This is a genomic window from Ruminococcus sp. 8Y-12 (assembly GCF_058119865.1).
In genome coordinates this window covers 148,431-172,368 of record NZ_CM176623.1, presented here as the reverse complement: position 1 = coordinate 172,368, position 23,938 = coordinate 148,431, and the positions used below count along the sequence as shown (strand labels likewise).

The 23,938-nt window shown below is 46.7% G+C and carries 21 protein-coding genes; all 21 read left to right on the top strand.

Annotation, left to right across the window (positions count from 1 at the left end; genetic code table 11):
* Positions 1–43 precede the first annotated feature (43 nt).
* Positions 44–1,651, top strand: a complete 1,608-nt coding sequence (locus AC0THY_RS00660) for a response regulator transcription factor (protein ID WP_489992551.1) — start codon at positions 44–46, stop codon at positions 1,649–1,651.
* 118 nt (positions 1,652–1,769) lie between these two features.
* A complete protein-coding gene (locus tag AC0THY_RS00655; protein ID WP_489992550.1) occupies positions 1,770–8,072 on the top strand; it encodes an Ig-like domain-containing protein in 6,303 nt (2,100 codons plus the stop codon).
* Positions 8,073–8,289: 217 nt separating this feature from the next.
* The gene (locus tag AC0THY_RS00650) at positions 8,290–9,324 is read left to right on the top strand and encodes an SGNH/GDSL hydrolase family protein (protein ID WP_489992549.1); all 1,035 of its coding nucleotides are present in this window, start codon (positions 8,290–8,292) and stop codon (positions 9,322–9,324) included.
* Positions 9,325–9,334: 10 nt separating this feature from the next.
* Positions 9,335–10,606 carry a glycoside hydrolase family 3 protein gene (locus AC0THY_RS00645; protein WP_489992548.1) on the top strand — a complete coding sequence of 424 codons (1,272 nt, stop codon included), beginning with the start codon at positions 9,335–9,337 and terminating at the stop codon, positions 10,604–10,606.
* 39 nt (positions 10,607–10,645) lie between these two features.
* On the top strand, positions 10,646–11,353 hold the full coding sequence (gene sdaAB / locus AC0THY_RS00640) for an L-serine ammonia-lyase, iron-sulfur-dependent subunit beta (RefSeq protein ID WP_489992547.1): 708 nt from the start codon (positions 10,646–10,648) through the stop codon (positions 11,351–11,353).
* A gap of 11 nt (positions 11,354–11,364) precedes the next feature.
* Positions 11,365–12,237: an L-serine ammonia-lyase, iron-sulfur-dependent, subunit alpha gene (sdaAA, locus tag AC0THY_RS00635; RefSeq protein WP_489992546.1), complete on the top strand. Its 873-nt coding sequence runs from the start codon at positions 11,365–11,367 to the stop codon at positions 12,235–12,237.
* A gap of 164 nt (positions 12,238–12,401) precedes the next feature.
* Complete coding sequence (gene rpmG, locus AC0THY_RS00630; protein ID WP_489992545.1) at positions 12,402–12,551, top strand: 50S ribosomal protein L33; 150 nt, start codon at positions 12,402–12,404, stop codon at positions 12,549–12,551.
* 24 nt (positions 12,552–12,575) lie between these two features.
* A complete protein-coding gene (gene secE / locus AC0THY_RS00625) occupies positions 12,576–12,782 on the top strand; it encodes a preprotein translocase subunit SecE (RefSeq protein ID WP_489992544.1) in 207 nt (68 codons plus the stop codon).
* 16 nt (positions 12,783–12,798) lie between these two features.
* A complete protein-coding gene (nusG, locus tag AC0THY_RS00620; RefSeq protein WP_489992543.1) occupies positions 12,799–13,314 on the top strand; it encodes a transcription termination/antitermination protein NusG in 516 nt (171 codons plus the stop codon).
* A gap of 83 nt (positions 13,315–13,397) precedes the next feature.
* A complete protein-coding gene (gene rplK, locus AC0THY_RS00615) occupies positions 13,398–13,823 on the top strand; it encodes a 50S ribosomal protein L11 (RefSeq protein ID WP_489992542.1) in 426 nt (141 codons plus the stop codon).
* 72 nt (positions 13,824–13,895) lie between these two features.
* Entirely contained in the window at positions 13,896–14,588 is a 693-nt protein-coding gene (gene rplA, locus AC0THY_RS00610; protein ID WP_489992541.1) for a 50S ribosomal protein L1, read from the top strand.
* A 196-nt stretch (positions 14,589–14,784) separates the two neighbouring features.
* A complete protein-coding gene (locus tag AC0THY_RS00605) occupies positions 14,785–15,153 on the top strand; it encodes a YkvA family protein (protein ID WP_489992540.1) in 369 nt (122 codons plus the stop codon).
* Positions 15,154–15,343: 190 nt separating this feature from the next.
* Positions 15,344–15,676 carry a DUF3784 domain-containing protein gene (locus AC0THY_RS00600; RefSeq protein WP_489992539.1) on the top strand — a complete coding sequence of 111 codons (333 nt, stop codon included), beginning with the start codon at positions 15,344–15,346 and terminating at the stop codon, positions 15,674–15,676.
* A gap of 200 nt (positions 15,677–15,876) precedes the next feature.
* Positions 15,877–16,140, top strand: a complete 264-nt coding sequence (locus AC0THY_RS00595) for a DUF6064 family protein (protein WP_489992538.1) — start codon at positions 15,877–15,879, stop codon at positions 16,138–16,140.
* Entirely contained in the window at positions 16,064–16,300 is a 237-nt protein-coding gene (locus AC0THY_RS00590) for a DUF6064 family protein (RefSeq protein WP_489992537.1), read from the top strand. Before AC0THY_RS00595 ends, AC0THY_RS00590 begins: the two co-directional genes overlap by 77 nt.
* A 59-nt stretch (positions 16,301–16,359) precedes the next feature.
* Positions 16,360–16,776, top strand: a complete 417-nt coding sequence (locus tag AC0THY_RS00585; protein WP_489992536.1) for a C-GCAxxG-C-C family (seleno)protein — start codon at positions 16,360–16,362, stop codon at positions 16,774–16,776.
* 31 nt (positions 16,777–16,807) lie between these two features.
* Entirely contained in the window at positions 16,808–17,698 is an 891-nt protein-coding gene (locus tag AC0THY_RS00580; protein ID WP_489992535.1) for a penicillin-binding transpeptidase domain-containing protein, read from the top strand.
* A 126-nt stretch (positions 17,699–17,824) separates the two neighbouring features.
* Entirely contained in the window at positions 17,825–18,787 is a 963-nt protein-coding gene (locus AC0THY_RS00575; protein ID WP_489992534.1) for an alpha/beta fold hydrolase, read from the top strand.
* A 29-nt stretch (positions 18,788–18,816) separates the two neighbouring features.
* Positions 18,817–19,545: an arginase family protein gene (locus tag AC0THY_RS00570; protein ID WP_489992533.1), complete on the top strand. Its 729-nt coding sequence runs from the start codon at positions 18,817–18,819 to the stop codon at positions 19,543–19,545.
* 63 nt (positions 19,546–19,608) lie between these two features.
* Positions 19,609–20,187: a DJ-1/PfpI family protein gene (locus AC0THY_RS00565; RefSeq protein WP_489992532.1), complete on the top strand. Its 579-nt coding sequence runs from the start codon at positions 19,609–19,611 to the stop codon at positions 20,185–20,187.
* A 524-nt stretch (positions 20,188–20,711) separates the two neighbouring features.
* The gene (gene carB, locus AC0THY_RS00560) at positions 20,712–23,936 is read left to right on the top strand and encodes a carbamoyl-phosphate synthase large subunit (RefSeq protein WP_489992531.1); all 3,225 of its coding nucleotides are present in this window, start codon (positions 20,712–20,714) and stop codon (positions 23,934–23,936) included.
* Positions 23,937–23,938 lie beyond the last annotated feature (2 nt).

Below are 23,938 nucleotides of genomic sequence, written 5' to 3'. Positions count from 1 at the left end.
AGGAAAATCCTGTAAGGTAAGATGAGACAAAGGGTGTGAGAAAATGTACAAGGTATTGCTTGTGGATGATGAGGTTTTGATTCAGGAGGCCATACGGGACTGTGTTCCATGGGGAAAGCTGGGGTATCAGCTTATCGGCACCTGCAAAAATGGGAAAGAGGCTATGGAGGTGATCCGGGGCACTCCTCCGGATCTGCTGCTCACAGACATCAAGATGCCGCACATGGACGGTATTGAACTGTCAAGGTTTGTGTTTCACAATTATCCGGATACAAAAATCGTGATCATCAGCGGTTACGATGAATTTGAGTACGCAAAAAAGGCAATCCGGTATAAGGTTGCGGAATATCTCTTAAAACCAGTGAGTCCGGCGGAGATGACAGGGCTGCTGACCAAAATGAAGCAGAGCCTGGATTTGAAAAACCTGTGGCTGGAGAATTTTAAGAAAATACGTTCTGCCTATTACAACGGCAGACAGATTCGCAGAAAAGCGCTGCTGAACCGCATCATCTATGAAGGATTTGACAACGAGACAGAAGAAAAGCTAGAGGAGATGGGTATCACGCTGAGTGAGCGGTTCTATACTGTTCTCTACGCGGAAGCCAGGCGGGAATCGATTTTTAAGGACAGCTCTTTTCAGGATCAGAGGGAACTGGCCTACTTTGCAGTATTTAATATCGCTTCCGAAGTAGCACAAGAGAGTGAAAACTGTATTCCCTTTCAGAGCCGGGAGGGACGGACAGTCCTTCTTTTGGGAGCTGGAGGGCCCATGGAGCTGGAATCCAGGGCGGCGGCCCTCTGCAAAAAATTGAAGGAGGCAATCTTTACTTATTTGCATCTGGACATCGTGTTCGGAGAAGGCCGGACCGTCTCTCTGCGAAGAGAACTTACAGAATCCTTTTTCAGTGCAAGGGAGGCAGTGGAGTACCGCTTTATGGACAGGGATCAGGATATTTATAAAGCGCGCCAGCCTACAGCGGACAGAGGAAAAACGATGGCAGAGATGCGTAACAGGGGACTTGGGATTGTGCACAAGGTAAAGAGAGGGGGGAAGCTTGATTTTGCCCAGGAGTTGGACTGCTTTTTTAGAGAACTGAGAAAGGGGGAGGCAGGGAAAAGGGAGTGTGTGTTCTGGCTGCAGAATGTGATGATGGAGCTGGAAAGGGTATTGGAAGAGGCCAGAATAGAGGAAGAGAAGATCTATACAGAAATGAAGCAGATTCAGATCAGCATCTATGAGGATGAAACCCTGGCAGAGATGGAGCAGGATCTGCAGTCTGCCTGCCTTCTGGTCTCGGATGTTCTGGAACAGCAGAAAGACGGCTGTAACCAGCGGCTGGTTCTGTTGGCGAGAGACTATATTGACCAGCATTATAGTGATTCAGATATCTCGCTGGATGCGATCTGCAGCTATTTATCCGTGAGTGTCAGCCATTTCAGCAGCTTTTTCAAGCGCTATACGGGAACTACGTTTGTGGAGGCCCTCACCAAAAGACGCATTGAGAGGGCAAAGGAACTGATAGAATTGACCTCACTGCGGATGTGTGAAATTTCCGAGGCAGTGGGATTTGAAAATGCCCAGTATTTCAGCAGCACGTTTAAAAAGTGGACCGGAAAGACACCGCGGGAATACAAAAGGTTTGTAAGATAGTTGAAGTTTTTCAGCGTTTCTTCTATTAAATGAAGAGAGGAAGCAGACTATAATGAAAAACAGTCAGAGGTAACTCGACAAAGGAGACAGTAAATGCAGAAGAAAGAGAGGAGAAGGAATGATCAAGAAAAGTAAAAAAGCGGCGGCAGTAGTCCTGTCGGCAGCGATGCTATCCACCGGAGTGATGGGATGGGGGCCTTTGAAAATGCCAACGGTAGATGCAGCCGGCACGGATGGGACTTTTTATGTGGCGGTAAATGGAAGTGATACCAATGGGGACGGTTCCATGGAACGTCCTTTTGCCACCTTTGAGAAGGCAAGGGATGCAGCCAGAGCATCGGACAAGGAAAATCCGGTGGTATATGTCAGGGAGGGGACCTATTTCTTTGATAAGCCTCTGGAACTGACGGCGGAGGATTCCGGAATCACCTTTTCCAATTATAGCGATGAGAAGGTGAAGCTGAGCGGAGCTATGACTCTGGATGAGTTGAACTGGACGGATTATAAGGAGAATACAGACATTAAGGTCGTCCAGATAGATCAGAATCTGGGGATTGACAAGCTGTTCATCAATGGGGACGAGCAGGTGCTGGCGCGCTATCCCGATGCGGTACCGGGCAAACTTCCCCTGGAGGGCGCATCTACCAAGGCACAGATCAAGGCCAGGGTTAAGAACTATTCGGACCCCGCCGGAGGTTATATCCGCGCCATACACAGCAACGGCTGGGGCGGAAATGATTATATTATAACAGGCAAAAATACATCGGACGCTCTGGGACTAAAGTACCAGTGGGTAGGGGACAACAACCGCGGGAACGGGATGAAAGACGCGGTGGTGGTGGAGAACGTGTTTGAAGAGTTGGACGCTCCGGGAGAGTGGTATTATGACAGCAAAGACGGCAAGCTCTATCTCTGGCCCACACAGGGGATGGATCTGGGCAAGGCATCAGTGGAAGCCTCGGTCAATACGGATATCATTACCATAAAAGGCCGGGACAGTGAACAGCCGGTAACCGATATTACCCTGGATGGCTTTACCTATTTTGGCACAAAGCGCACCATGTTTACGGTCAACCAGGAGGGAAAAGAGTATATTCCTCTGATGAGGGGAGACTGGTGTGTGGTAAGAGCAGGTGCTATTTATATGGAGAATACGAAAAATATCCAAGTGCAGAATTCTCAGTTCCTGGAGATGGGCGGCAACGGAATTTTCATGTACGGATACAATGATAAAAATATAATCAACAACAGCGAGTTTATAAACATCGGTGCAACCGCGGTGCAGGTTGTGGGCAATCCAGTGGCTGCCAGAGAGGCATCCTTCTGGGACCATGCCCTTTATCCGGATCTTCAGGTACATAAGACCAATGTTGAGTTTCCGGAATTGATCGGACCTGCAACCGAGGACTATCCAAGGGACATCGAGATTACCAACAATCATATGGAAAATCTGGGAATCTTCGAAAAGCAGTCCTGCGGTGTAAACCTTTCCGTGAGCAGCAGGGTGAAGATTCTGCACAACACCATTCACAAGAGCGCCCGCTCCTGTGTAAATGTAAATGACGGAACCTTCGGGGGACATGAAATTGCCTACAATGACATATACAATGCCCAACTGGAGACAACGGATCACGGACCCTTTAACTCCTGGGGCAGAGACCGTTTCTGGTCCGTTCCAAAATACAATGCCAGCGGACAGAGCGGGGAAATAATCCGGCATTACGAGAAGGATGGGAAGACTTATGATCTGGCTCTGATTGACGCTTACCAGACAAATAAAATCCATGATAACCGGTTTCAGCACAATTCAGACGCGGCCCATACCTGGGGCATTGATCTGGACGACGGTTCCTCCAATTATGAGATTTACAACAATCTCTGCCTGGGGCTGGGGATCAAGCTGAGGGAAGGCTTTAACAGAAAGGTCTACAACAACATTATTTTGGATGGTCAGTTCCAGATTCATGTTTCCTATACAGAGGCAAAGGACGACATACACAGCAATATTGTTGCGAATTCCACGCCCTACGGATTTGCCAGTGTGGATGAGAGCAGATTCAAAAAGGCAGAGTATGCAGTGGATCAAAACTGGTATTTTGACTACGGTGCAAAGATCAACCTGCCGGCATGGTTCTACGCAAATAAAACTTCCAATTCGTTTGACAAGAACGCCTTGATTGATGTGAGCCCGGAATTTAAGAATCCCAGAGGAAACGACTACACAGTCCAAAATCAGGAGGGGATGAGGCAGACCGGATTTGAGAACTTCCCTATGGATCAGTTTGGAAAGCCAGGGTGTGAATGTAAGGCGCCCATCTATGCCAAAATTGATTCCGGCTCCGGCGGCTCTGATATTCTTCAGAGAGAAGAGTGGAAAGGAGCTACGGTTTCCGGCATTGACGACAACATTATGTCCGCCACAGCATCCACAGGGTATGATGGTATCTACTTTGAAACAGTGCCACAGGACAGTGAGGCTTATTCCCTTGGATTCAGGGAGAGGGACATTGTAAAGAGCGTCAACGGGACGGCGCTGAAGGAGAAGAAGACCTTTTTTGCGGAATTGAACAAGCTTCCGGATGACGGACTGGTTATTCTGGATATCCACAGGACCAACCGTATGCAGACCCTGAGTTACCACAAGGCTGTGGGGGAATTCTCCAATGTAGACTGCAATGATCCCGCTGTGAAATACAGCACAGAAGTATCCACAGACCTCTATACACAGGATGGATGGTATTTTGATAAGAGGGAGATGGGAGATGACAATTCCACAATCTGCGCTTATCCGGATAGCAAGAATACAAATACAGCTTGGTTTGAGGTAGAGTTCACCGGAACCGGCATTGAATTTATTACCAGAAAATATTCAGACCAGGGAAATGTGGAGATGATTCTCACAAATGCCGAGACAGGTGAGGAGGTTGACCGCAGGACTGTCAGCTGTACGGCATCGGAGAGGCTCTATCAGCAGACTGTGTACACATCTCCGAAACTTCCTGAGGGAAAATACAAATTAAGAGGCGAGAAAAAATCGGGGAAATATTTTATCGTGGATACCTTTCATGTCCGGAAGTCAGGGGAAACACCCATGACCGTGATGACCGATCCGGCTCAGATTACCTATGACAACGGCAGTGAGGCATCGGAATTGAGGCCTAATGAGAAGTTGAATGTGAACATGACATTTCGGAATCAAGGAACAGAGCAGATAAAGGGACGGATTGCTTACCTATGGTATGATTTGAGCGCAGGAATGGAACTGGAGAGCGCTGTCTTTGAGGAGCTGACCGTGGGCGCAGGGACAAGCACAGTTTATAAGGGATCAACCCAGGTGCCAAAACAGTCGGAAAATAAAGCTCTGCAGATTCTGGCGGTGGATGAAAACAACATCCCGTTTGCTTACAGTACATGGATTAAAAAAGAGGGAACCGTACTGCCGGAGGTCAGGCTTAACAAACACACTCCGGACGGACAAATTGGAATCACCTATGACAAACACACCAGACTGGTTACTGTCACGGCAGCGGGCGTAACCCAAAATGCACAGGCAGTGATTCAGGCAGAAAGCAGCGGCGAACTTCTGTACATGGAGCAGAGAAAGGCGGAGGGCTCAAAAGCGGGATTTGCCTTTAGGATTCCAGAAAATGTAACAGGAACCATTGCCATCTCAGCTAAAGTTGCAAATGAGCTGGGGTCTGCGCTTCAGGACAGTTGGGAAATCAACACAGATGACAGTGTGATTGACACGGTGGAGCTTGAGCTTGCCATTCAAGCAGCGGAGGAAATAGCCAACAACGGTTACACAAAAGACAGCTGGTATCTCTTCCAAAAATCATTAAAAGCAGCCAGGGAGGCATTGAACCAGAAAGAGCTGACGCAGGAGGAGGCAGATGCGTACACTGCAGAGCTGAATGCAGCCAGGGAAGCCCTGGAGAGTACAGAACAGATTGCCGTTACGGAAGGGGATGCAGACGCAATCAGGAGAAACGGGGACTGGACCATAAGGACCGGCACCTGTGATACCATAGCAGTGGGTGCCACCGCATCCTTTACCTTTAAGGGAAATAAAATAGAGTGGTATGGGGTAAAGGCCTCTGACCATGGAACCGCGGAAGTGAGCATCACAAACTCCAAAGGGGAAGAGGTGGAAAACTCCAAAAAGGCTGTGGATTGCTACAGCAGCTCTAGAAAAACAGATGTGCTACTCTACAGCTTCAGTGGACTTGATCCAAAGGATGAGTACACTATTACGATAAAGCAGAACGGAAAATCTTCTTCTTCAAGCAATAACTATATTGAGATTTATTCCTTCCGTGTGTACAGCAGCGCGGATGAGTATGTGGATAAGACTGCACTTCAGGAGCTGTATAGCACGCGATCCGAGTATGAGGCAGAGGAGAATAAGTATACCGAAGAGACATATAAAGCGCTGATGGATGCCTTTGACAATGCCAGGGGTGTGCTTGATAGCCAGGAGGCAGGAAATGCAGAGATCGCTGATACCATAAAAATGCTTGAGGATGCCATAGCAGGCCTTGCGGAAGCGGGCGGACCAGATCCGGAGATTCCGGTTACCGGTGTTACACTTGACGAGACTTCAGCAGTTCTGCGAGGGCCAGGAGAGACGATTCAGCTCAGTGCAGCAGTGGAGCCGGAGAATGCTCAGAACAAGAGTGTCAAGTGGAAATCATCCAACACAGAAGTAGCGACCGTATCTGAGAAAGGTCTGGTAACAGCAGTAAACAGAGGACGGGCCATCGTCACTGTGACTACAGTGACCGGAGGATATACGGCAATCTGCGAGGTTACTGTGGAGCCATTTGTGGAAGTAGAGGGCGTGAAGCTGAATCAGAACACCGCACTGCTGACAGAGGAGGGGGAAACCCTGCAGTTGGAGGCAGATGTGTATCCGGCTAAGGCAGACTGCAAAGAAGTAAGTTACACTTCAACAAACGAAAACGTAGCAACTGTAAACGGAGATGGACTGGTAACTGCGGCAGCGAAAGGCCAGACAGTGATTATGGTGACAACCCGTGACGGAAGACATGTGGATCTGTGTCTGGTTACAGTGGAAATTCCGGAACCGGAGGTAAAAGTAACAGGTATTGCCCTGACCACAGATGAAATACAAATGACAGCAGCCGGGGAGATGGCACTACTGCAGGCAGAAATACAGCCGGAAAGAGCCACTAACAGGAAAGTTACCTATAAGTCAAGTGACAGAACAGTGGCAGCAGTCAGTGAGAATGGGGTGATCACAGCCATTCGAAGCGGCGAGGCAGTGATTACAGCAATCACAGAGGATGGCGGTTTCACTGCCAAGTGTACTGTTAAGGTGGATATACCGGAAGTGCCTGTGGAGGCGGAGGCAATTGTCATAAGCCAGACAGAGGCCGAGCTTACCAAGGCTGGGGAAATCCTGCAGCTGACAGCCCAGGTATTGCCTGAAAATGCAACGGATAAAAAGGTGATCTGGAACTCCTCCAATCCTGAGGCAGCCCAGGTGGATGAATGCGGAATGGTAACAGCTGCAGCCAACGGTACAACCATTATCACCGCAGCAACGGAGGATCAGAGACTGACTGCTGAGTGTGAAATACGTGTAAACATCCCGGTAAGGGTGGAGGGGGTTAAGCTGAATCAGAACACAGCCCAGTTTACCCGGCCTGGAGAGACCCTGCAGCTAATGGCAGAGGTGTATCCGGCCCAGGCAGACTGCACAGAGGTGAGCTATAGCTCCACGGATGCTTCAGTAGCTGCAGTAAACGAGAATGGTGTTGTCACTGCCGGAAAGAACGGTCAGGCAGTGATCATGGTGACAACACAGGATGGTAGATATGTGGATGTATGTCTGGTCACAGTCTCCATACAGGAGAATAAAAAGCCTGTGCCAGCCAGAGTAAGCGGCTTAAAGGCACTAAAGAGCAGCACAGGTTCCGTGAAATTGAGCTGGAAACCTGTGGAAGGTGCCAAAGGCTACCGTGTCTATGTGTACCGCTCAGGTAAGTGGACCGTGAAAGGAGAGACAACAGGAAACAGCCTGACCATTCAGAAGCTAAGCTCCGGAACTGTCTACCGGGTGAGGGCTGCGGCATTCAATGATGCCGGGGAAGGGGAGCTGTCAGGTGAGTTAAAGGCAGCAACCAGCCCTAAAAAGACAACCCTGAAAGTATCCCAATTAAGCGGCGGCCGAAAGGCAAAGCTGTCCTGGAAAAAAGTGAAGGGGGATGGATACCAGGTATATGTGCGGGCCGGAAAGGGCAGCTATAAGAAGTGGTATGATACCAAAAAAACAAAAATTGCATCCAGGAAACTAAAGAAAGGAACCAAATACAGCTTTAAGGTAAGGGCCTATACAAAGACCGGAAGCCAAAAAGTATACGCAAGATTCTCAGGGGTGAAATCAGTAAGGCCATAGCATAAGGCCAAAATGCCGAGACGACCGGGTCATTTTCAAAAATGACCCGGTCGTTTCTGGTAAAGACAGTTTTTGGATTGTATCATCCGTGAGATTTTGTTATACTCTTCCTGGAAAGAGAAGTCCGAAGGTGAAAATCCTGAGGCGTTTGAGGGGTAGAAAAAAGAGAAAACCGATGTTATAATCAGTAACATAAAAATAAGGGGATGAATTGACTATGAAAAAATGGAAGATACCGTTTCTGGCATTTGTGTGCCTTTTGGCCTTTTGGCTGGCAGGGGAGAGCCGGACAGCAAGAGCAGAGGCCACGCAGAGTTTTAATCTGATTCAGACAATGTCCGCCCAGTACCAGCAGCCTGGAAAATGGGTACGCAAGGCAAAGGGTTACCGGTTCCGCTATTCGGCCACCAAGACCTTTGCAAAAAATACCTGGCTGAAAGTAAATGGAAAGATTTACTTTGTAAACAAAAAAGGATACCGGGTTGATGGGTTTAAAACCTATAAAAGAAACAAATACTATCTGAACGGTAAAAACGGGCTTGCGGCGGGTTGGCAGACTGTCGATGGGGAAAAATACTACTTTTCAAAAAAAACAGGCGCCTGTTTAAAGGGATGGAATAAAATAGGAACAAAGAGATATTATTTTAGTAAGAGGGGAGTTTTGCAGACTAATAAGTGGATCAAGTCAGAGTATGTGGGTAAAAAGGGCTACCAGCTTGCCGGAAAGCGTATTTTTGTGGGAGATTCCAGGACCGTTGGGCTGCAGAAGGCCGTGGGCGGTACGGACACCTTTATCGCAAAATGGGGGCAGGGCTACCAGTGGTTTTCCAGCACTGCCGTGCGGTCGTTGAAAAAGGAGCTGAAAGAGAATCCCTACTCTGCAGTGATCCTCTGTCTTGGAATTAATGATCTGAAAAATGTAGACAGTTATCTTCTGCTTTATCAGGATTTGGTGAGTGCATATCCCAAGGCAAGATTCTATTTTCTCTCAGTAAACCCGGTGGAGGAGATTTATTTTGAGGAATGTGACAACGGACTCTATCTGGATACCAAGAAGAATGAGAGAGTGGAGGAGTTCAACGACAAGCTTAGGGCAGCTTTTCCTCTGGCTTACATAGACAGCTACCATTGGCTGCTGAGTCAGGGATATGTGGAGGATTTGCCGGGAGGAGTGGGCACTGTTGACGGACTGCACTATATGGACAGTGTGTACCAGGTGTTGTATCGATATGTGATAGCAAGGGCAAAATAGGAGTGTTAGAGTGAAAGACGAAAAAAATATTTTGGAGATGGTGCTGTCTCTTTTGCTGCCATTGGTCTTTGCGGGAGTCTTTGTGCTGATCCTTGTCCTCTGGTTTCAGGTGGACAACAGCGACAGCGTAGAGACCTTGCAGCAGCCTCAGGCAGCAGTGCAAGAGACGGGAGAGTCTGAGGATACAGTACATAAAGAGAAGCAGGGCCAGGAGGATGAGACAGACCTGGCCGGAACTGCCCAGGCCAGGCAGCTGCTTGCAGATATGAGCCTGGAGGATAAGGTGGCGCAGCTGTTTGTGATTACTCCGGAGGCCCTGACAGGGATTGAGGATGTGACAGCCGCTGGGGAGTCCACATCCCAGGCCTACGATGCCTGCCCGGTGGGCGGGCTTGTCTATTTTCAGAATAACCTGGAGTCAGAGGACCAGCTTAGAACCATGCTCACTAACATGAGACAGATCAGTACCAGCAGGGCAGGGGTTCCCGCCTTTTTGAGCATTGATGAGGAGGGCGGAGAGGTAGCCAGGATTGCCAACCATGAAAACTTTTCCGTTGAAAATACAGGGCCTATGCGAGAAATCGGAAGATCCGGTGACAAGGCAGAGGCGCACGCAGCGGGCGCAGCCATCGGAGGCTATTTAAAGGACTTTGGCTTCAATTTAGATTATGCCCCGGTCGCAGATGTGGCAGCCAGTGAAGAAAACAGCGTTATCGGGAACCGCTCCTTTGGAACAGACCCACAGACAGTGGGAGAGATGACTGCAGAGGCGGTAAAGGGATTTAAAAGCCAGGGGATGCTCACGGTTTTGAAACATTTTCCAGGACATGGCTCCACAACGGAGGATAGCCATCAGGAGTTTGCGTATAATAATAAGACCAAAGAGGAGTTGAAGAGTCAGGACTTTGTACCTTTTCAGTCAGGAATTGAGGCTGGAGCTGACATGGTGATGGTGGGCCATATCTGTGTGCCCAATGTAACAGGGGACGACATGCCATCCTCCCTTTCCGCAAAGGTGGTGACTGATATCCTCCGGGGAGAGCTGGGATTTAAGGGCCTTGTGATCACGGACGCCTTAAACATGGGTGCGATCTCCGGCAGCTATGAGTCTGCAGAGGCTGCAGTGCGCGCCCTGGAGGCGGGATGCGATCTGCTGCTGATGCCGGAAGATTTTCAGACAGCCTTCCAGGGGGTGCTGGATGGTGTGAACAGTGGGAGAATCACAGAGGAGCGCATTGATGAATCTGTAAAAAGGATTTTGGAAGTGAAAACCCGGATTTAGCTGTACTGTCTGTTTGACTTACCAAAAGAGGAGGAGGCCATGAGTATATTTGATATCCTGGGCCCAGTGATGGTGGGGCCGTCCAGTTCCCACACAGCCGGAGCAGTGCGTATTGGACTCATTACAAGAAAGCTGCTGGCAGAAAAACCCGTAAAGGCAGAGATCTCCCTGTACGGGTCTTTTGATGCCACCGGGAAAGGGCACGGTACGGACCGGGCCGTTGTAGCCGGGCTCTTGGGAATGCAGCCGGATGATATGCGTATTCCGCAAAGTTTTACAGTCGCCGGGAAGGAAGGTCTGGACTTTCACTTTGGACAGGCAAATCTGAGAGGCGCCCACCCCAATACAGTCGTGATTGAGGTGATGGGTGCGCACGGCAGACAGCTGCACGTGCAGGCCTGTTCCACAGGGGGTGGACGAATTCTGGTGAATAAACTGGATGGAATTGATGTAAACTGTACTTGTGAATGTCCCACGCTGATTGTTCACAACATGGACCAGCCTGGGCATGTGGCGGAAGTGACTTCCATGCTGTCCCACAAGTCGGTGAATATCGCAAAGATGTCTCTGTACAGAGACAAACGCGGCGGCAAGGCAGTGATGGTTCTGGAGCTGGACCAGGATGTACCCCGGGAGGCCATAAAGTGGCTAAAGCGTCTGGAAGGTGTGGAGAAGGTCACTTATATTTCCATGGGAGAGGAAACTCCTGTAATAGAAAGCAAACCCATACGGGACGGTCGGGTATAGGAGGTACAGAAATGGCATTTAGAGCACTGGAGGACATTTTGGAGATATGCGCCTCCCAGAAGATTCCCTTCTGGGAGGCAGTTCTGCTGGATGACCTCAATGAGCGCGCAGCTTTCAGGGAGGATTCCCTTAAGAAAATGGAACAGATGTGGGATGCCATGCTCCTGGCAAGCGTCGGCTACGATGAAAAACTGAAATCCAACAGCGGACTTGCGGGAGGAGACGGCGGAAAGATGGAGCGGTACATTAGGGAGGAAAAGCCTCTGGTGGGCGGCTTTGTGGGCCAGGCGATCGCAGGCGCTCTGCAGATGGGAGAGTCCAATGCCTGTATGAAGCGCATTGTAGCAGCCCCCACGGCGGGAGCCTGCGGTGTGCTGCCGGCTGTGCTGGTTCCCTATGCAAGAGGGGAAAAATTAGAGAAGGAGCAGGTGATTGAGGCCCTCTACGTGTCCGCCGGGATTGGCCAGGTGATTGCGTCCAGGGCATTCATCTCAGGAGCATCCGGCGGGTGCCAGGCGGAGATTGGCTCAGCCAGCGCTATGGCTGCAGGAGCCATGGTACATTTAAAGGGGGGCTCAGACCGTCAGATTGCCCATGCCGCTGCCATGGCTCTTAAAAATCTGTTGGGGTTGGTGTGCGACCCAGTGGCAGGCCTTGTGGAGGTGCCGTGTGTGAAAAGGAATGTGATCGGAGCCGTGAATGCGCTGGCAGCAGCGGATATGGCCCTGGCGGGAATTGAGAGCCGGATTCCCCCGGACCAGGTGATTGATGCCATGAAAGAGGTGGGAGAGCGTATGCATGTCTCTCTGAAAGAGACCGGACAGGGCGGGCTGGCCGCAACTCCGGCGGGGAAGAGGATTGTAAGTAACTATATAGATGGGTGACGTCTGGATGGCAACCCAATTCGGATTCAGAAAAAAGACTTGACTTTAAAGCCCAAAATATGATAAGATGTACAGGCGAATGGAAGTAGGTCTTTTTTTTATGCCTAAAAATCAACAGCCTACGCAAGCTGTTAACAAAATAAGATGAGAGCGAGGTGGAAGTTGTGCGCACAAGAATCACATTGGCATGTACGGAATGTAAACAACGTAACTACAACATGACAAAGGATAAGAAAACCCATCCTGAAAGAATGGAAACAAAGAAGTACTGTAAGTTCTGTAAATCACACACAATGCACAAAGAGACGAAATAGTCGGTAGAAAAGGAAGTGACAATTATGGGAGAAACTGCAAAGACAGAGAAAGCTCCGAAGAAGAGCTGGTTTGACGGTCTTAAAGCTGAATTCAACAAGATCATTTGGCCAGACAAGAAATCACTTGGCAAACAGACAGCAGCAGTCGTTGCCCTTTCTGTCGTACTTGGAGTCATTATTACGGTTGTAGATTTTGTGGTACAGTACGGTTTGGATTTCTTAATCAAGTAAGGGCAAGGGTGATTTTATGTCAGAAGCAAACTGGTATGTTGTACATACCTATTCAGGGTATGAGAACAAGGTAAAGGCCAACATTGAAAAGACAATTGAGAACAGACATCTGGAGGATCAGATCCTGGAGGTCAGAGTCCCCATGCAGGATGTTGTGGAAGTGAAAAACGGTGCCAAGAAACAGGTTCAAAAGAAAATGTTTCCAGGCTACGTACTTCTGAATATGATTATGAATGATGACACTTGGTATGTCGTTCGAAATACCAGAGGTGTTACCGGATTTGTTGGTCCTGGATCTAAGCCAGTGCCACTTACCGAAGAAGAGATGAAGCCGCTCGGAATTCATGACGCACAGTTGGTTGTGGACTTCATGGAGGGCGATACCGTCACGGTTATCGGCGGTGTATGGAAGGATACGGTTGGCGTAATCCAGTCCATAAACCAGAGCAAACAGATCGTTACGATCAATGTTGAGTTATTTGGCCGTGAAACACCGGTGGAAATCAGTTTCACGGAAATCAAGAAGATGTAACAGGAAAACCCTGGTAAGTAAATTCGCGGCTTACCAGTCAGTGGGAGGGAAACCCCCGACATTACCACATAGGAGGTGCCAAAATGGCAAAAAAAGTAACAGGTTATATTAAATTACAGATTCCTGCTGGAAAGGCAACACCAGCTCCGCCAGTTGGTCCTGCACTGGGACAGCATGGTGTTAATATTGTTCAGTTTACAAAGGAGTTTAACGCAAGAACAGCTGATAAGGGAGATCTGATCATCCCTGTTGTGATCACTGTTTACGCTGACAGAAGCTTCAGTTTTGTAACCAAGACTCCGCCAGCTGCTGTACTGTTAAAGAAAGCATGCAACCTGAAATCAGGTTCCGGAGTTCCCAACAAGACAAAAGTGGCAACCATCTCCAAGGACAAGATCAAAGAGATCGCTGAGATGAAGATGCCGGATCTGAATGCGGGCAGCATCGAAGCAGCCATGAGCATGATCGCAGGTACTGCCAGAAGTATGGGTATTACGGTTGAGGAGTAAAGATAGTACATTTGTAAACTAAGAACAAGTGGGAGGGATATTCCCGCAAACACCACCAGGAGGTTATTTAATATGAAAAGAGGAAAGAAATATGTAGAGGCTGCAAAGGCAGTAGACCGTGCAAACCTTTACGACGTAGCGGATGCTATGGCTCTTGTTAAGAAGACAGCTGTAGCAAAATTTGACGAGACAATCGAAGCTCACATCAGAACTGGCTGTGACGGACGTCACGCTGACCAGCAGATCCGTGGAGCTGTTGTATTACCACATGGTACCGGTAAAAAAGTTCGCGTTCTGGTATTTGCAAAGAATGCAAAGGCAGAGGAAGCAAAAGCTGCAGGAGCAGAGTATGTGGGAGCAGAAGAACTGATACCGAAGATCCAGAACGAAAACTGGTTCGAGTTCGACGTAGTTGTTGCTACACCGGACATGATGGGTGTGGTTGGACGTTTGGGACGTGTCCTTGGACCCAAGGGCTTAATGCCAAACCCCAAAGCCGGAACCGTTACCATGGACGTAACAAAAGCAGTTCAGGATATCAAGGCTGGTAAGATCGAGTACAGATTGGATAAGACAAATATCATTCACGTGCCAATCGGAAAAGCTTCTTTTTCAGAGGAGCAGTTAGCGGACAACTTCCAGACGCTTATGGGTGCGATTATAAAAGCAAAACCGAGCACCTTAAAAGGTCAGTATTTAAAGAGCGTGACAGTCGCTCCTACAATGGGACCTGGTATTAAATTGAATACTGCGAAATTTGTGTAAGAATTGCGCAGAGGAAAGCCGTTGGGCCATGACTGAGAGATCGGTTGTGGGCAGCGGCTTTTTTTGTGGTTGGGGAGGGGAAATCTTTAGGAGGATAACGAAATCAGCGTTTTGACATTTTCGTGTGTTTATATTAGAATGAATAAAACAGGTGATGTGTCTATCGCCTCAGGTGGAAAAGGCAGGAGGCGGCATTGTGACGTTGAAAGAGCGTGCCAAGAAAATGAAATCGGATATACCGGTTGTTTTTATTGCATTAAAAGATCCCGATACTCCAACCATTGCAAAAATTCTTGCGGGAATTACAGTGGGATATGCGTTATCACCGATAGATTTAATACCTGATTTTGTTCCTGTGCTGGGATATTTGGACGATATTATTATTTTACCTGTGCTGGTTTGGGTGACGGTTAAGTTCATACCAGAAGAGGTTTGGCAAAGTAGTAAAGACAAGGCCGCGGATGTATGGAGAGCAGGAAAGCCAAAGAAATGGTATTACGCTATTCCTATCGTTGCAATTTGGGCATTGCTGATTTGGTTTGCAGTGAAAGCAATTTGGCTTTGACGGATTCAGGTTATAGAGCGAACGTAGTGCTTTCACAAAATGAGAAAGAAATCAAAAAATATTTTCATAAGGGCGCATACATTAACTGGCATTGTACAAAGGAACATTTTACCGTCGATGAATTTATTATGGCAAATTGTGAATATCCAGGTAACTGGGCAGGAGAAAATGAGAAGAGCGGATTGACTTTATGAATATAGGGGATTTGATTATTTTTGTTTTTGTACTTAGTGCATGCTTGGCTGCCTTTATTATTAGCTATTTTCAATTTAAAGAAAAAGGATTTTTATTTAATAATACTTATCTCTATGCCTCTGAAAAAGAACGTGAAACGATGGATAAGAAGTCTCATTATAGGCAGTCTGCAATTGTTTTTCTATTAGTAGGAATAGCGTTTTTGCTTCTTGCTATAGAAATATTTTTTGCGCTTAAATGGCTGTATCCAGTAGTGATGTTGATTGTAATTTGTATGATTATCTATGCTATTGTATCTTCCATCAATATTGAAAGAAAAAATAAATAGTACATTTTTATTACATGCTTTTCAAGTTACCAATTTACAGTTGTCTGGGCTTGAGAAATTGAATTTGTTGAATCTCTGGATCTGGAATTAGAAAGCAATGAAACTTAAGTTGGCCGCGTTGGCCTACAGAAAACCTCTATGCTGCCGCTTGAGCAGGTGTAGGTATTCGGGAATGAGGATTTAGTGAGGAAAGTAAAGTGATGGATGCACAAGCATTTTGGAACGTTATTGGTAATTATAATGAGCAGACGTGGAGTATTCAAATAATATTGTTTACATTTATGTTGTTAGCGATTATGTTATCTTACATGCAAAGAGTAAAGTGGGCGGCAAAATTTTCGTTAGGAATTGTAAATCTGTTTATCGGCATTGCTTTTTTTGCATGGTATGGGACAGAGCCTATTCAAAAGTTTTTTGCTTTGCCCTGTAATCAGCCTAAGTATAGTTGTCTATGCAGGTTATGAAAGAAAAAATAAGGTCCTTTTGGCTTTATTGACTATTTGGGGATTGACTGGGATTAAATCAGTGATTTTCAACGCCTATGAAGATATTATACTTTTAGTTTGTGGTCTATATGGTATTCTATTATTTGCAAATGAGGCAAAGCAGTTAAAGAGAGTATGATGGGCATCAAATTTCAGCTCGTCTGGCTGGAAATTCTGAGATCATGGAGGTATCGCATAATGAAAGACTATATAGTGAATCGGGTACATGAATTATACTGGAACGATGATATGAACTGTGCTAGAACGGCAATCATTTGCTTAAGTGAATTATTTGAAACTATGGTTGAGCCGCAAGTCATCTGGTCTGCAGTTGGATTGCATGGTGCAGGTGGATATAGGGCGCAGTGTGGCTTAATTGAAGGTTCTCTTATGTTTTTAGGAATTTATTTTCATGAGTTGGGAAATGAAGAAAAAGAGACGGTTTCTGCTTGTTATAATTTCGCGTCTGCCTTTGATAAAAAGTTTGGTTCATTAAGATGTTTGAAATTGCGTCCTACAGGTTTTTCAGAAAGCGACCCACCACATTTGTGTGAAAATTTGACTTGTAGTGCAATTGAATTTGCATATCAATATATTTTAAAAATCACAAGGTAGTTGATAAATTGAAAAGTTGCAGGGGGAACTTATGTTAAAATTTTTAAAGATTTTTTGTTTATCAGCAGTATGTTTCATAATACTACTTGGGTGTTCGTCTAAACAAGAGAAAGTGGAGCAGGCCAAACCGAAGCAGTTAGAACAATCAGAAACAAATAATAAAACAGAAAAAAATGAAACTGAAAATACTAAGGAAGAAAGACTTGACTTAAAAAATGTTTTTCATGGCATAAATGGATGTGCAGTTTTGTACAGTCCATCAGAAAACATATATTCTTTATATAATAAAGAGTTAGCAGAACAAAAAGTTTCTCCATATTCGACTTTTAAGATTATATCTACACTAGTAGGATTACACAATAATATTATTAAGGATGAAACATCCACTATGAACTATAACGGAACTAAATATCCCAATCCAGAATGGAATGAGAATTTGACTTTGCAAACAGCATTCCAAACATCTTGTATATGGTATTTTCGCCAGATTCTAGATTCTGTAGGTGAGGATGAGATCAAAGAAGAGCTCACGGAATTAGGATATGGCAACTGTGATATTTCAGAATGGGAAGGAAGTAATGTAAATCCATACGAAGAATTAAATGGATTCTGGTTAAATTCATCGTTGAAAATCTCGCCTTTTGAACAGGTAAAGATTTTATCGAAAATCTTTGAGTGTGAAAGTATCTATGGCAGCGAGAGTATTGAAATACTTAAAAAGATCATGCTGATTCAAGATAATGAGGAGCAAAAAATATATGGAAAAACAGGTTCAGGTACTGATGGAGAAGCATGGTTTGTAGGTTTTACAGAAAAGGAACAACAAAGGAGATATATTGCTATATACCTTAGTGACAGTGCACATGCAGGACAGATTTCAAGTAGTGCTGCTAAAGAAATTGCACTTAAAATAATAGGGTAGGGAATTCCAGCTTGTAAAGCTGTGAAATTAGGAGTTGTTTGTATCAATTATATTCGGCTAAAAGAAAGGAAAAAGCATCTTGTGAATCACGATTATAGGAGTCCTCACAAGATACCAGATGAAATAATGAATGAAAAAATTTTTGTGAAAATTAATGGGGTAAAGCAGGGCATGTTTTTGCAGAGTGAAAATATAGAGAACCCTATACTATTGTTTTTGCATGGCGGAGCGGGTTCCCCTGAAATTGCTTTTACCCAGAAATACCCAACGGGATTAGAAAAGTTATTTACTGTTTGTTGGTGGGAACAACGAGGGAGTGGAATATCTTATAGCCATAAGATTACACCGCAGGAAATGACAATTGAACAAATGATTTCTGATACAATTAGGGTAACGCATTATTTACGCAATCGTTTTGGTAAAGATAAAATCTATGTCATGGGACATTCATGGGGTTCTTTGCTGGGGGTCCTAGTTGTGCAGCGGCATCCAGAGCTTTTCCATGCTTTCATCGGTATTGGGCAGGTGGCGCAACAGGAAAGATCGGAACGTTTGGCTTATACATATATGCTGGAGGAATTTGCGAAAAGAAACGATACAAAGATGATTCGCAGATTGGAAAAATACCCCATTGATAAGGGGTACCCAATTAACTTTAAGTACCTCAGCGTGCGGAGTACAGGCATGAATAAGCTTGGTATCGGCGTTATGCACAATATGACCTCTATGTTAGACTGTGTCTCAATTGTGCTTGGATATAAGGGGTATACTTTGATTGAAAAATTCAAATTCCCTCTGGGAAATAGTTTTTCTTTAAAATATCTTTGGGATACTGTACTTTACACGGATTTGATAGAACATGTACCTGATTTGCAGGTTCCTGTGTATATCTTTCAGGGCAGGTACGACTATCAGGTATCTTATGCAGTTGCCAAAGATTATGCAAAGGTGCTCAATGCTCCCATCAAAGGATTTTACACCTTTTATAATTCTGCACACAGTCCTTGTTTTGAAGAACCTGATAAAATGTTAAATATTTTACGTGAGGATGTGCTGCAAAATCAGGTTCGTTTATCGGATAAGCTTTAAGCGCTTCGTTAGCAGGAGGATGAAAGCATATGAAAACTATCAGATTACTATATCCTGATTATGTTAGTGGAGGTCTTGAGACATATTATTTTGGAGCAAATCTTCTGCAGTATATATTGCCGGAGAATAAAAATCAGCCGCTTATAAAAGTATCGGTCACTCCTCCAAACGGGGAAGAAAAGGCTGTTAAAAACGGAATTTTCGCGGAGAGTGAGGTGCTTGCGGGAATCATCTGGATTGATGCACACCCGGATGTCTCGACAACAAAAGGCAGTTATCCCAATGCCCATGCCATGGTGCTCGGATCGCTCTTGGGGGCAGGGGCGAAGCAGCTTTCACAGCAGATGAAAAATGCGAAGTTCAAGTCAGATGAAATCCTGTATGTTGGCTTGCAGCCCTTGCATGATTATCAGGAGGAATTCCTGAATCAAGTTGGTGTGAAATATAAGGTACAGGATGGGGCGTTTGTGTCTGATGAAGAAATTAAAACATTTATGAGCCGATTTAAATCTATAATGGTTCATTTTGATATTGATGTTTTGGATGAGCATTTCTTTCATTCAACGTATTTTGCCAACCCGGAATTGGCTGGCGACGGTTCTGGCGGCGGTCGGATGACAATGGAAAAGATGAGTCAACTTTTAAAAATGATCACAGCAGAGTCAGAAGTGGTGGGCTTTACCATAGCAGAATATCTGCCATTTGATGAACATAGACTGCATAAGATGTTTGCCGAAATTAGCCTGTTTACAGATTGACAGCTTCCCGTTCTTGGAGGGTTGCATGGATTGAAAAATTAGAATTTAAGGAGAGGTAAGGAAATGAAAATATTACTAATGTGTTTAAATGGTTTTGAGACAATGGAATTTAGTCCTTTTGTGGACGTTATTGGATGGGCACGTAATGATTTTAATTGTGATATATTGATTGACATATGTGGATTCAATCGTACTATCGTAAGTACATTTGGAGTGTCCATAACAGCAGATATTCTGATAGATGATGTTGAGGTAGAGCAATATGATGCGTTGGCTATACCTGGAGGATTTGAAGAATATGGATTTTATAAGGAAGCGTATCATGAAAAAACATTAAACTTAATCCGTTCTTTTCATTTACAGCGTAAGCCAATTGCATCAGTCTGTGTTGCTGCCTTTCCATTAGCAAAAAGTGGTATATTAAAAAATAGAAAAGCAACAACATATCATTTACGTGGCGGATATAAGAGAGAAGAATTGAAAAATTTTGGAGCTGTACTCGGAGATGAATGGATAGTAATTGATGATAATATCATAACATCTTCATGTCCTAAAACTGCATCTGATGTCGCATTTCATTTATTAGAAATGCTTACATCACAAGAAAAAACCATTGAAGTCAAGAAAGCAATGGGATATTAACGAATTCCAGTTCGCCGGAGGCTCCCGCACATCCCTGCCGCAAAGGGCGCATACACTGCATTACTAACAGTTCAAGAAAAACCACATCACCTCCCACCACAGTGGCAGGTGTAATATACAAAAGCTCACAAGAACCGTAGTGGAAGGAGAAAGGGGCGGGGAGGAAGCGGAGAGTGCATGTAGTGAGTTTTGTCAGTTCTTAGAGCGCGGGGACTGCGGTCAGCAAAAGTGGGCACTTGGGCCCAAGCGAGGCATTGTCTGAGCCGGGAATGCATCAGGCATTCCTGGCGAGTTGCCGAGCGCCTTTTGCGTTTCGAGCAGGCCCCGCGCTCTTAGAAATGACAAACGAAACGGTTAAGCACTCTCCGCTTCCTCCCCGCCCCTTTTTCCGTTCTCTCCCTAACGTCCCCCCGCAACTTACACCTCCCACCCTCAATTCTACTTTACATCCCCCATCAAGTCCGATATAATAGTCCTAGAAAAAATTTACTATTATGAACAAAACGAGTAAGAGAGGAAGACAAATGAAGAGAAATGACATTCACAAAGTATTAATTATAGGCTCCGGCCCTATTATAATCGGACAGGCCTGTGAGTTTGACTATTCCGGTACACAGGCTTGTAAGGCTCTGCGCAATCTGGGATATGAGATTGTACTGGTCAACTCAAATCCGGCGACCATCATGACAGACCCGGAAACCGCGGACGTGACTTACATTGAGCCTTTGAATGTGGAGAGACTGACCCAGATCATTGAGAAGGAGCGCCCGGATGCCCTTCTGCCAAACCTTGGCGGACAGTCCGGACTGAATCTCTGCTCTGAGCTGGCAGCGGCAGGAGTGCTGGAAAAATACGATGTAAAGGTGATCGGCGTGCAGGTAGATGCCATTGAGCGCGGCGAGGACCGTATTGAGTTTAAGAAAACGATGAACAGCCTGGGGATCGAGATGGCCCGCAGTGAGGTTGCCTACACTGTGGAGGAGGCCCTTGCCATTGCGGACAAGCTGGGATATCCTGTAGTGCTGCGCCCTGCCTACACCATGGGCGGCGCAGGCGGCGGCCTGGTGTACAATGTGGAGGAGTTAAAGACGGTCTGCGCAAGGGGACTGCAGGCCAGCCTGGTGGGACAGGTACTGGTGGAAGAGTCCATATTGGGCTGGGAAGAGTTGGAACTGGAAGTAGTCCGCGACTCTAAAAACAATATGATTACCGTTTGCTTTATTGAGAATATTGACCCCCTTGGTGTACATACCGGGGACTCTTTCTGCTCCGCTCCTATGCTCACCATCTCTGAGGAGGTGCAGAAGCGCCTTCAGGAGCAGGCATACAAGATTGTGGAGGCCATTGAGGTGATCGGTGGTACAAACGTACAGTTTGCCCATGATCCGGTGAGCGACCGCATCATTGTCATTGAGATCAACCCCAGAACCTCCCGTTCCTCTGCACTGGCTTCTAAGGCGACAGGGTTCCCCATTGCACTGGTTTCTGCCATGCTGGCCAGCGGCCTGACACTGGATGAGATTCCCTGCGGGAAGTACGGCACTCTGGACAAATATGTGCCGGGCGGAGACTATGTGGTGATCAAGTTTGCGCGCTGGGCCTTTGAGAAGTTTAAAGGCGCTCAGGACAAGCTGGGAACCCAGATGCGCGCAGTGGGCGAGGTGATGAGTATTGGAAAAACCTACAAAGAGGCATTTCAGAAGGCCATTCGCAGCCTGGAAAACGGCAGATACGGACTGGGCGGGGCAAAGGATTTCAGCAGCAAGACGAAAAAAGAGCTGCTGAAAATGCTGGCGGTTCCCACCAGTGAGCGCCAGTTTATTATGTATGAGGCCCTGCGCAAAGGCGCTACAGTGGATGAGCTGTTTGAACTGACAAAGATTAAACACTATTTTATCCAACAGATGAAGGAGCTTGTGGAGGAGGAGGAATCCTTAAAAGCCGGCAGCGGAAGGCTGCCAAGGCCGGAAGTTCTGAAACAGGCTAAACGGGATGGCTTTTCCGATAAGTACCTGAGCCAGATTCTGGATCTTCCCGAGGAGGATATCAGGGATGCCAGGAAGGCTGCCGGTATCGTGGAAGCATGGGAGGGCGTTCATGTGAGCGGCACCCAGGATGCGGCCTACTATTACTCCAGCTACCACATCCAGGATAATAGCCCGGTGAGCACAGAAAAGCCCAAGATTATGATCTTAGGCGGCGGTCCCAACCGGATCGGGCAGGGTATCGAGTTTGACTACTGCTGTGTACACGCAGCGCTGGCGCTCAAAGACTTGGGATTTGAGACCATCATTGTAAACTGTAATCCGGAGACAGTTTCCACAGACTATGACACCTCAGACAAGCTCTACTTTGAGCCTCTGACCTTGGAGGATGTGCTGAGTATCTACGAAAAGGAAAAACCAGTGGGCGTGATTGCGCAGTTTGGAGGACAGACACCTCTGAACCTGGCGTCAGATTTAAAGAAAGCCGGAGTCAATATCCTGGGAACCACACCTGAGACCATTGACATGGCGGAGGACCGGGACCTGTTCCGTGCTATGATGGACAAGCTGCAGATTCCCATGCCGGAGGCAGGTATGGCTGTTAATGTAGAAGAAGCTTTGAAGATTGCCAACGAAATCGGATATCCGGTTATGGTCCGCCCCTCTTATGTGCTGGGAGGAAGAGGCATGGAAGTGGTGCATGATGATGAGGCTCTTACCTTCTACATGAAGGCAGCGGTAGGAGTAACGCCTGACCGCCCGATTCTGATTGACCGTTTCCTGCATCATGCCACAGAGTGCGAGGCAGACGCTATCAGCGACGGTACAAATGTGTTCGTACCGGCTGTCATGGAGCATATTGAGCTGGCAGGTGTTCACTCAGGGGACTCCGCATGTATTCTGCCGTCAAAGCATCTGACAGAGGAACAGGTTGCAACCATTAAAGAATACACCAGGAAGATTGCTCAGGAGATGCATGTGGTGGGTCTGATGAATATGCAGTATGCTATCGAGGACGGCGTTGTGTATGTGCTGGAGGCAAATCCCAGAGCATCCCGTACCGTACCCCTGGTTTCGAAAGTGTGCAACATTAAAATGGTGAAGCTGGCAACGGATATCATGACTTCAGAACTGACCGGAAGAATTTCACCTGTTCCGGAACTGAAGGATAAGGTGATTCCCCACTATGGCGTCAAGGAGGCAGTGTTCCCGTTCAATATGTTCCAGGAAGTAGATCCCCTTTTGGGGCCGGAGATGCGCTCCACCGGCGAAGTGCTGGGAATGTCCAGCAGCTATGGAAAAGCATTCTACAAAGCACAGGAGGCTACACAGGTAAAACTGCCTCTGGAGGGCACGGTGCTGATCAGTGTCAGCGACAGGGACAAGGGAGAACTGATCGAGGTGGCAAAGGGCTTGTATGACTGTGGGTTCAAGATCATTGCTACGGGCAGCACCTATGACCGGATCGTGGAAGCGGGTATGAATGCTGTCAAGATCGCCAAGATCAATGAGGGAAGACCCAATATCCTGGATGCCATTACCAACAAAGAGATTGACCTTATCCTGAACACCCCCATCGGTAAAAAGGGATCTGTGGATGACAGCTACATCCGCAAAGCGGCGATCAAGGGCAAGATTCCTTACATGACCACCATGGCGGCGGCCAAGGCAACGGTGGCGGGGATTCAGTCCATGAGAAAGGGCGAGGGACAGCCCGTGAAGTCCCTGCAGGAATACCACGCAAATATCAAAGACGCGGAATAAAA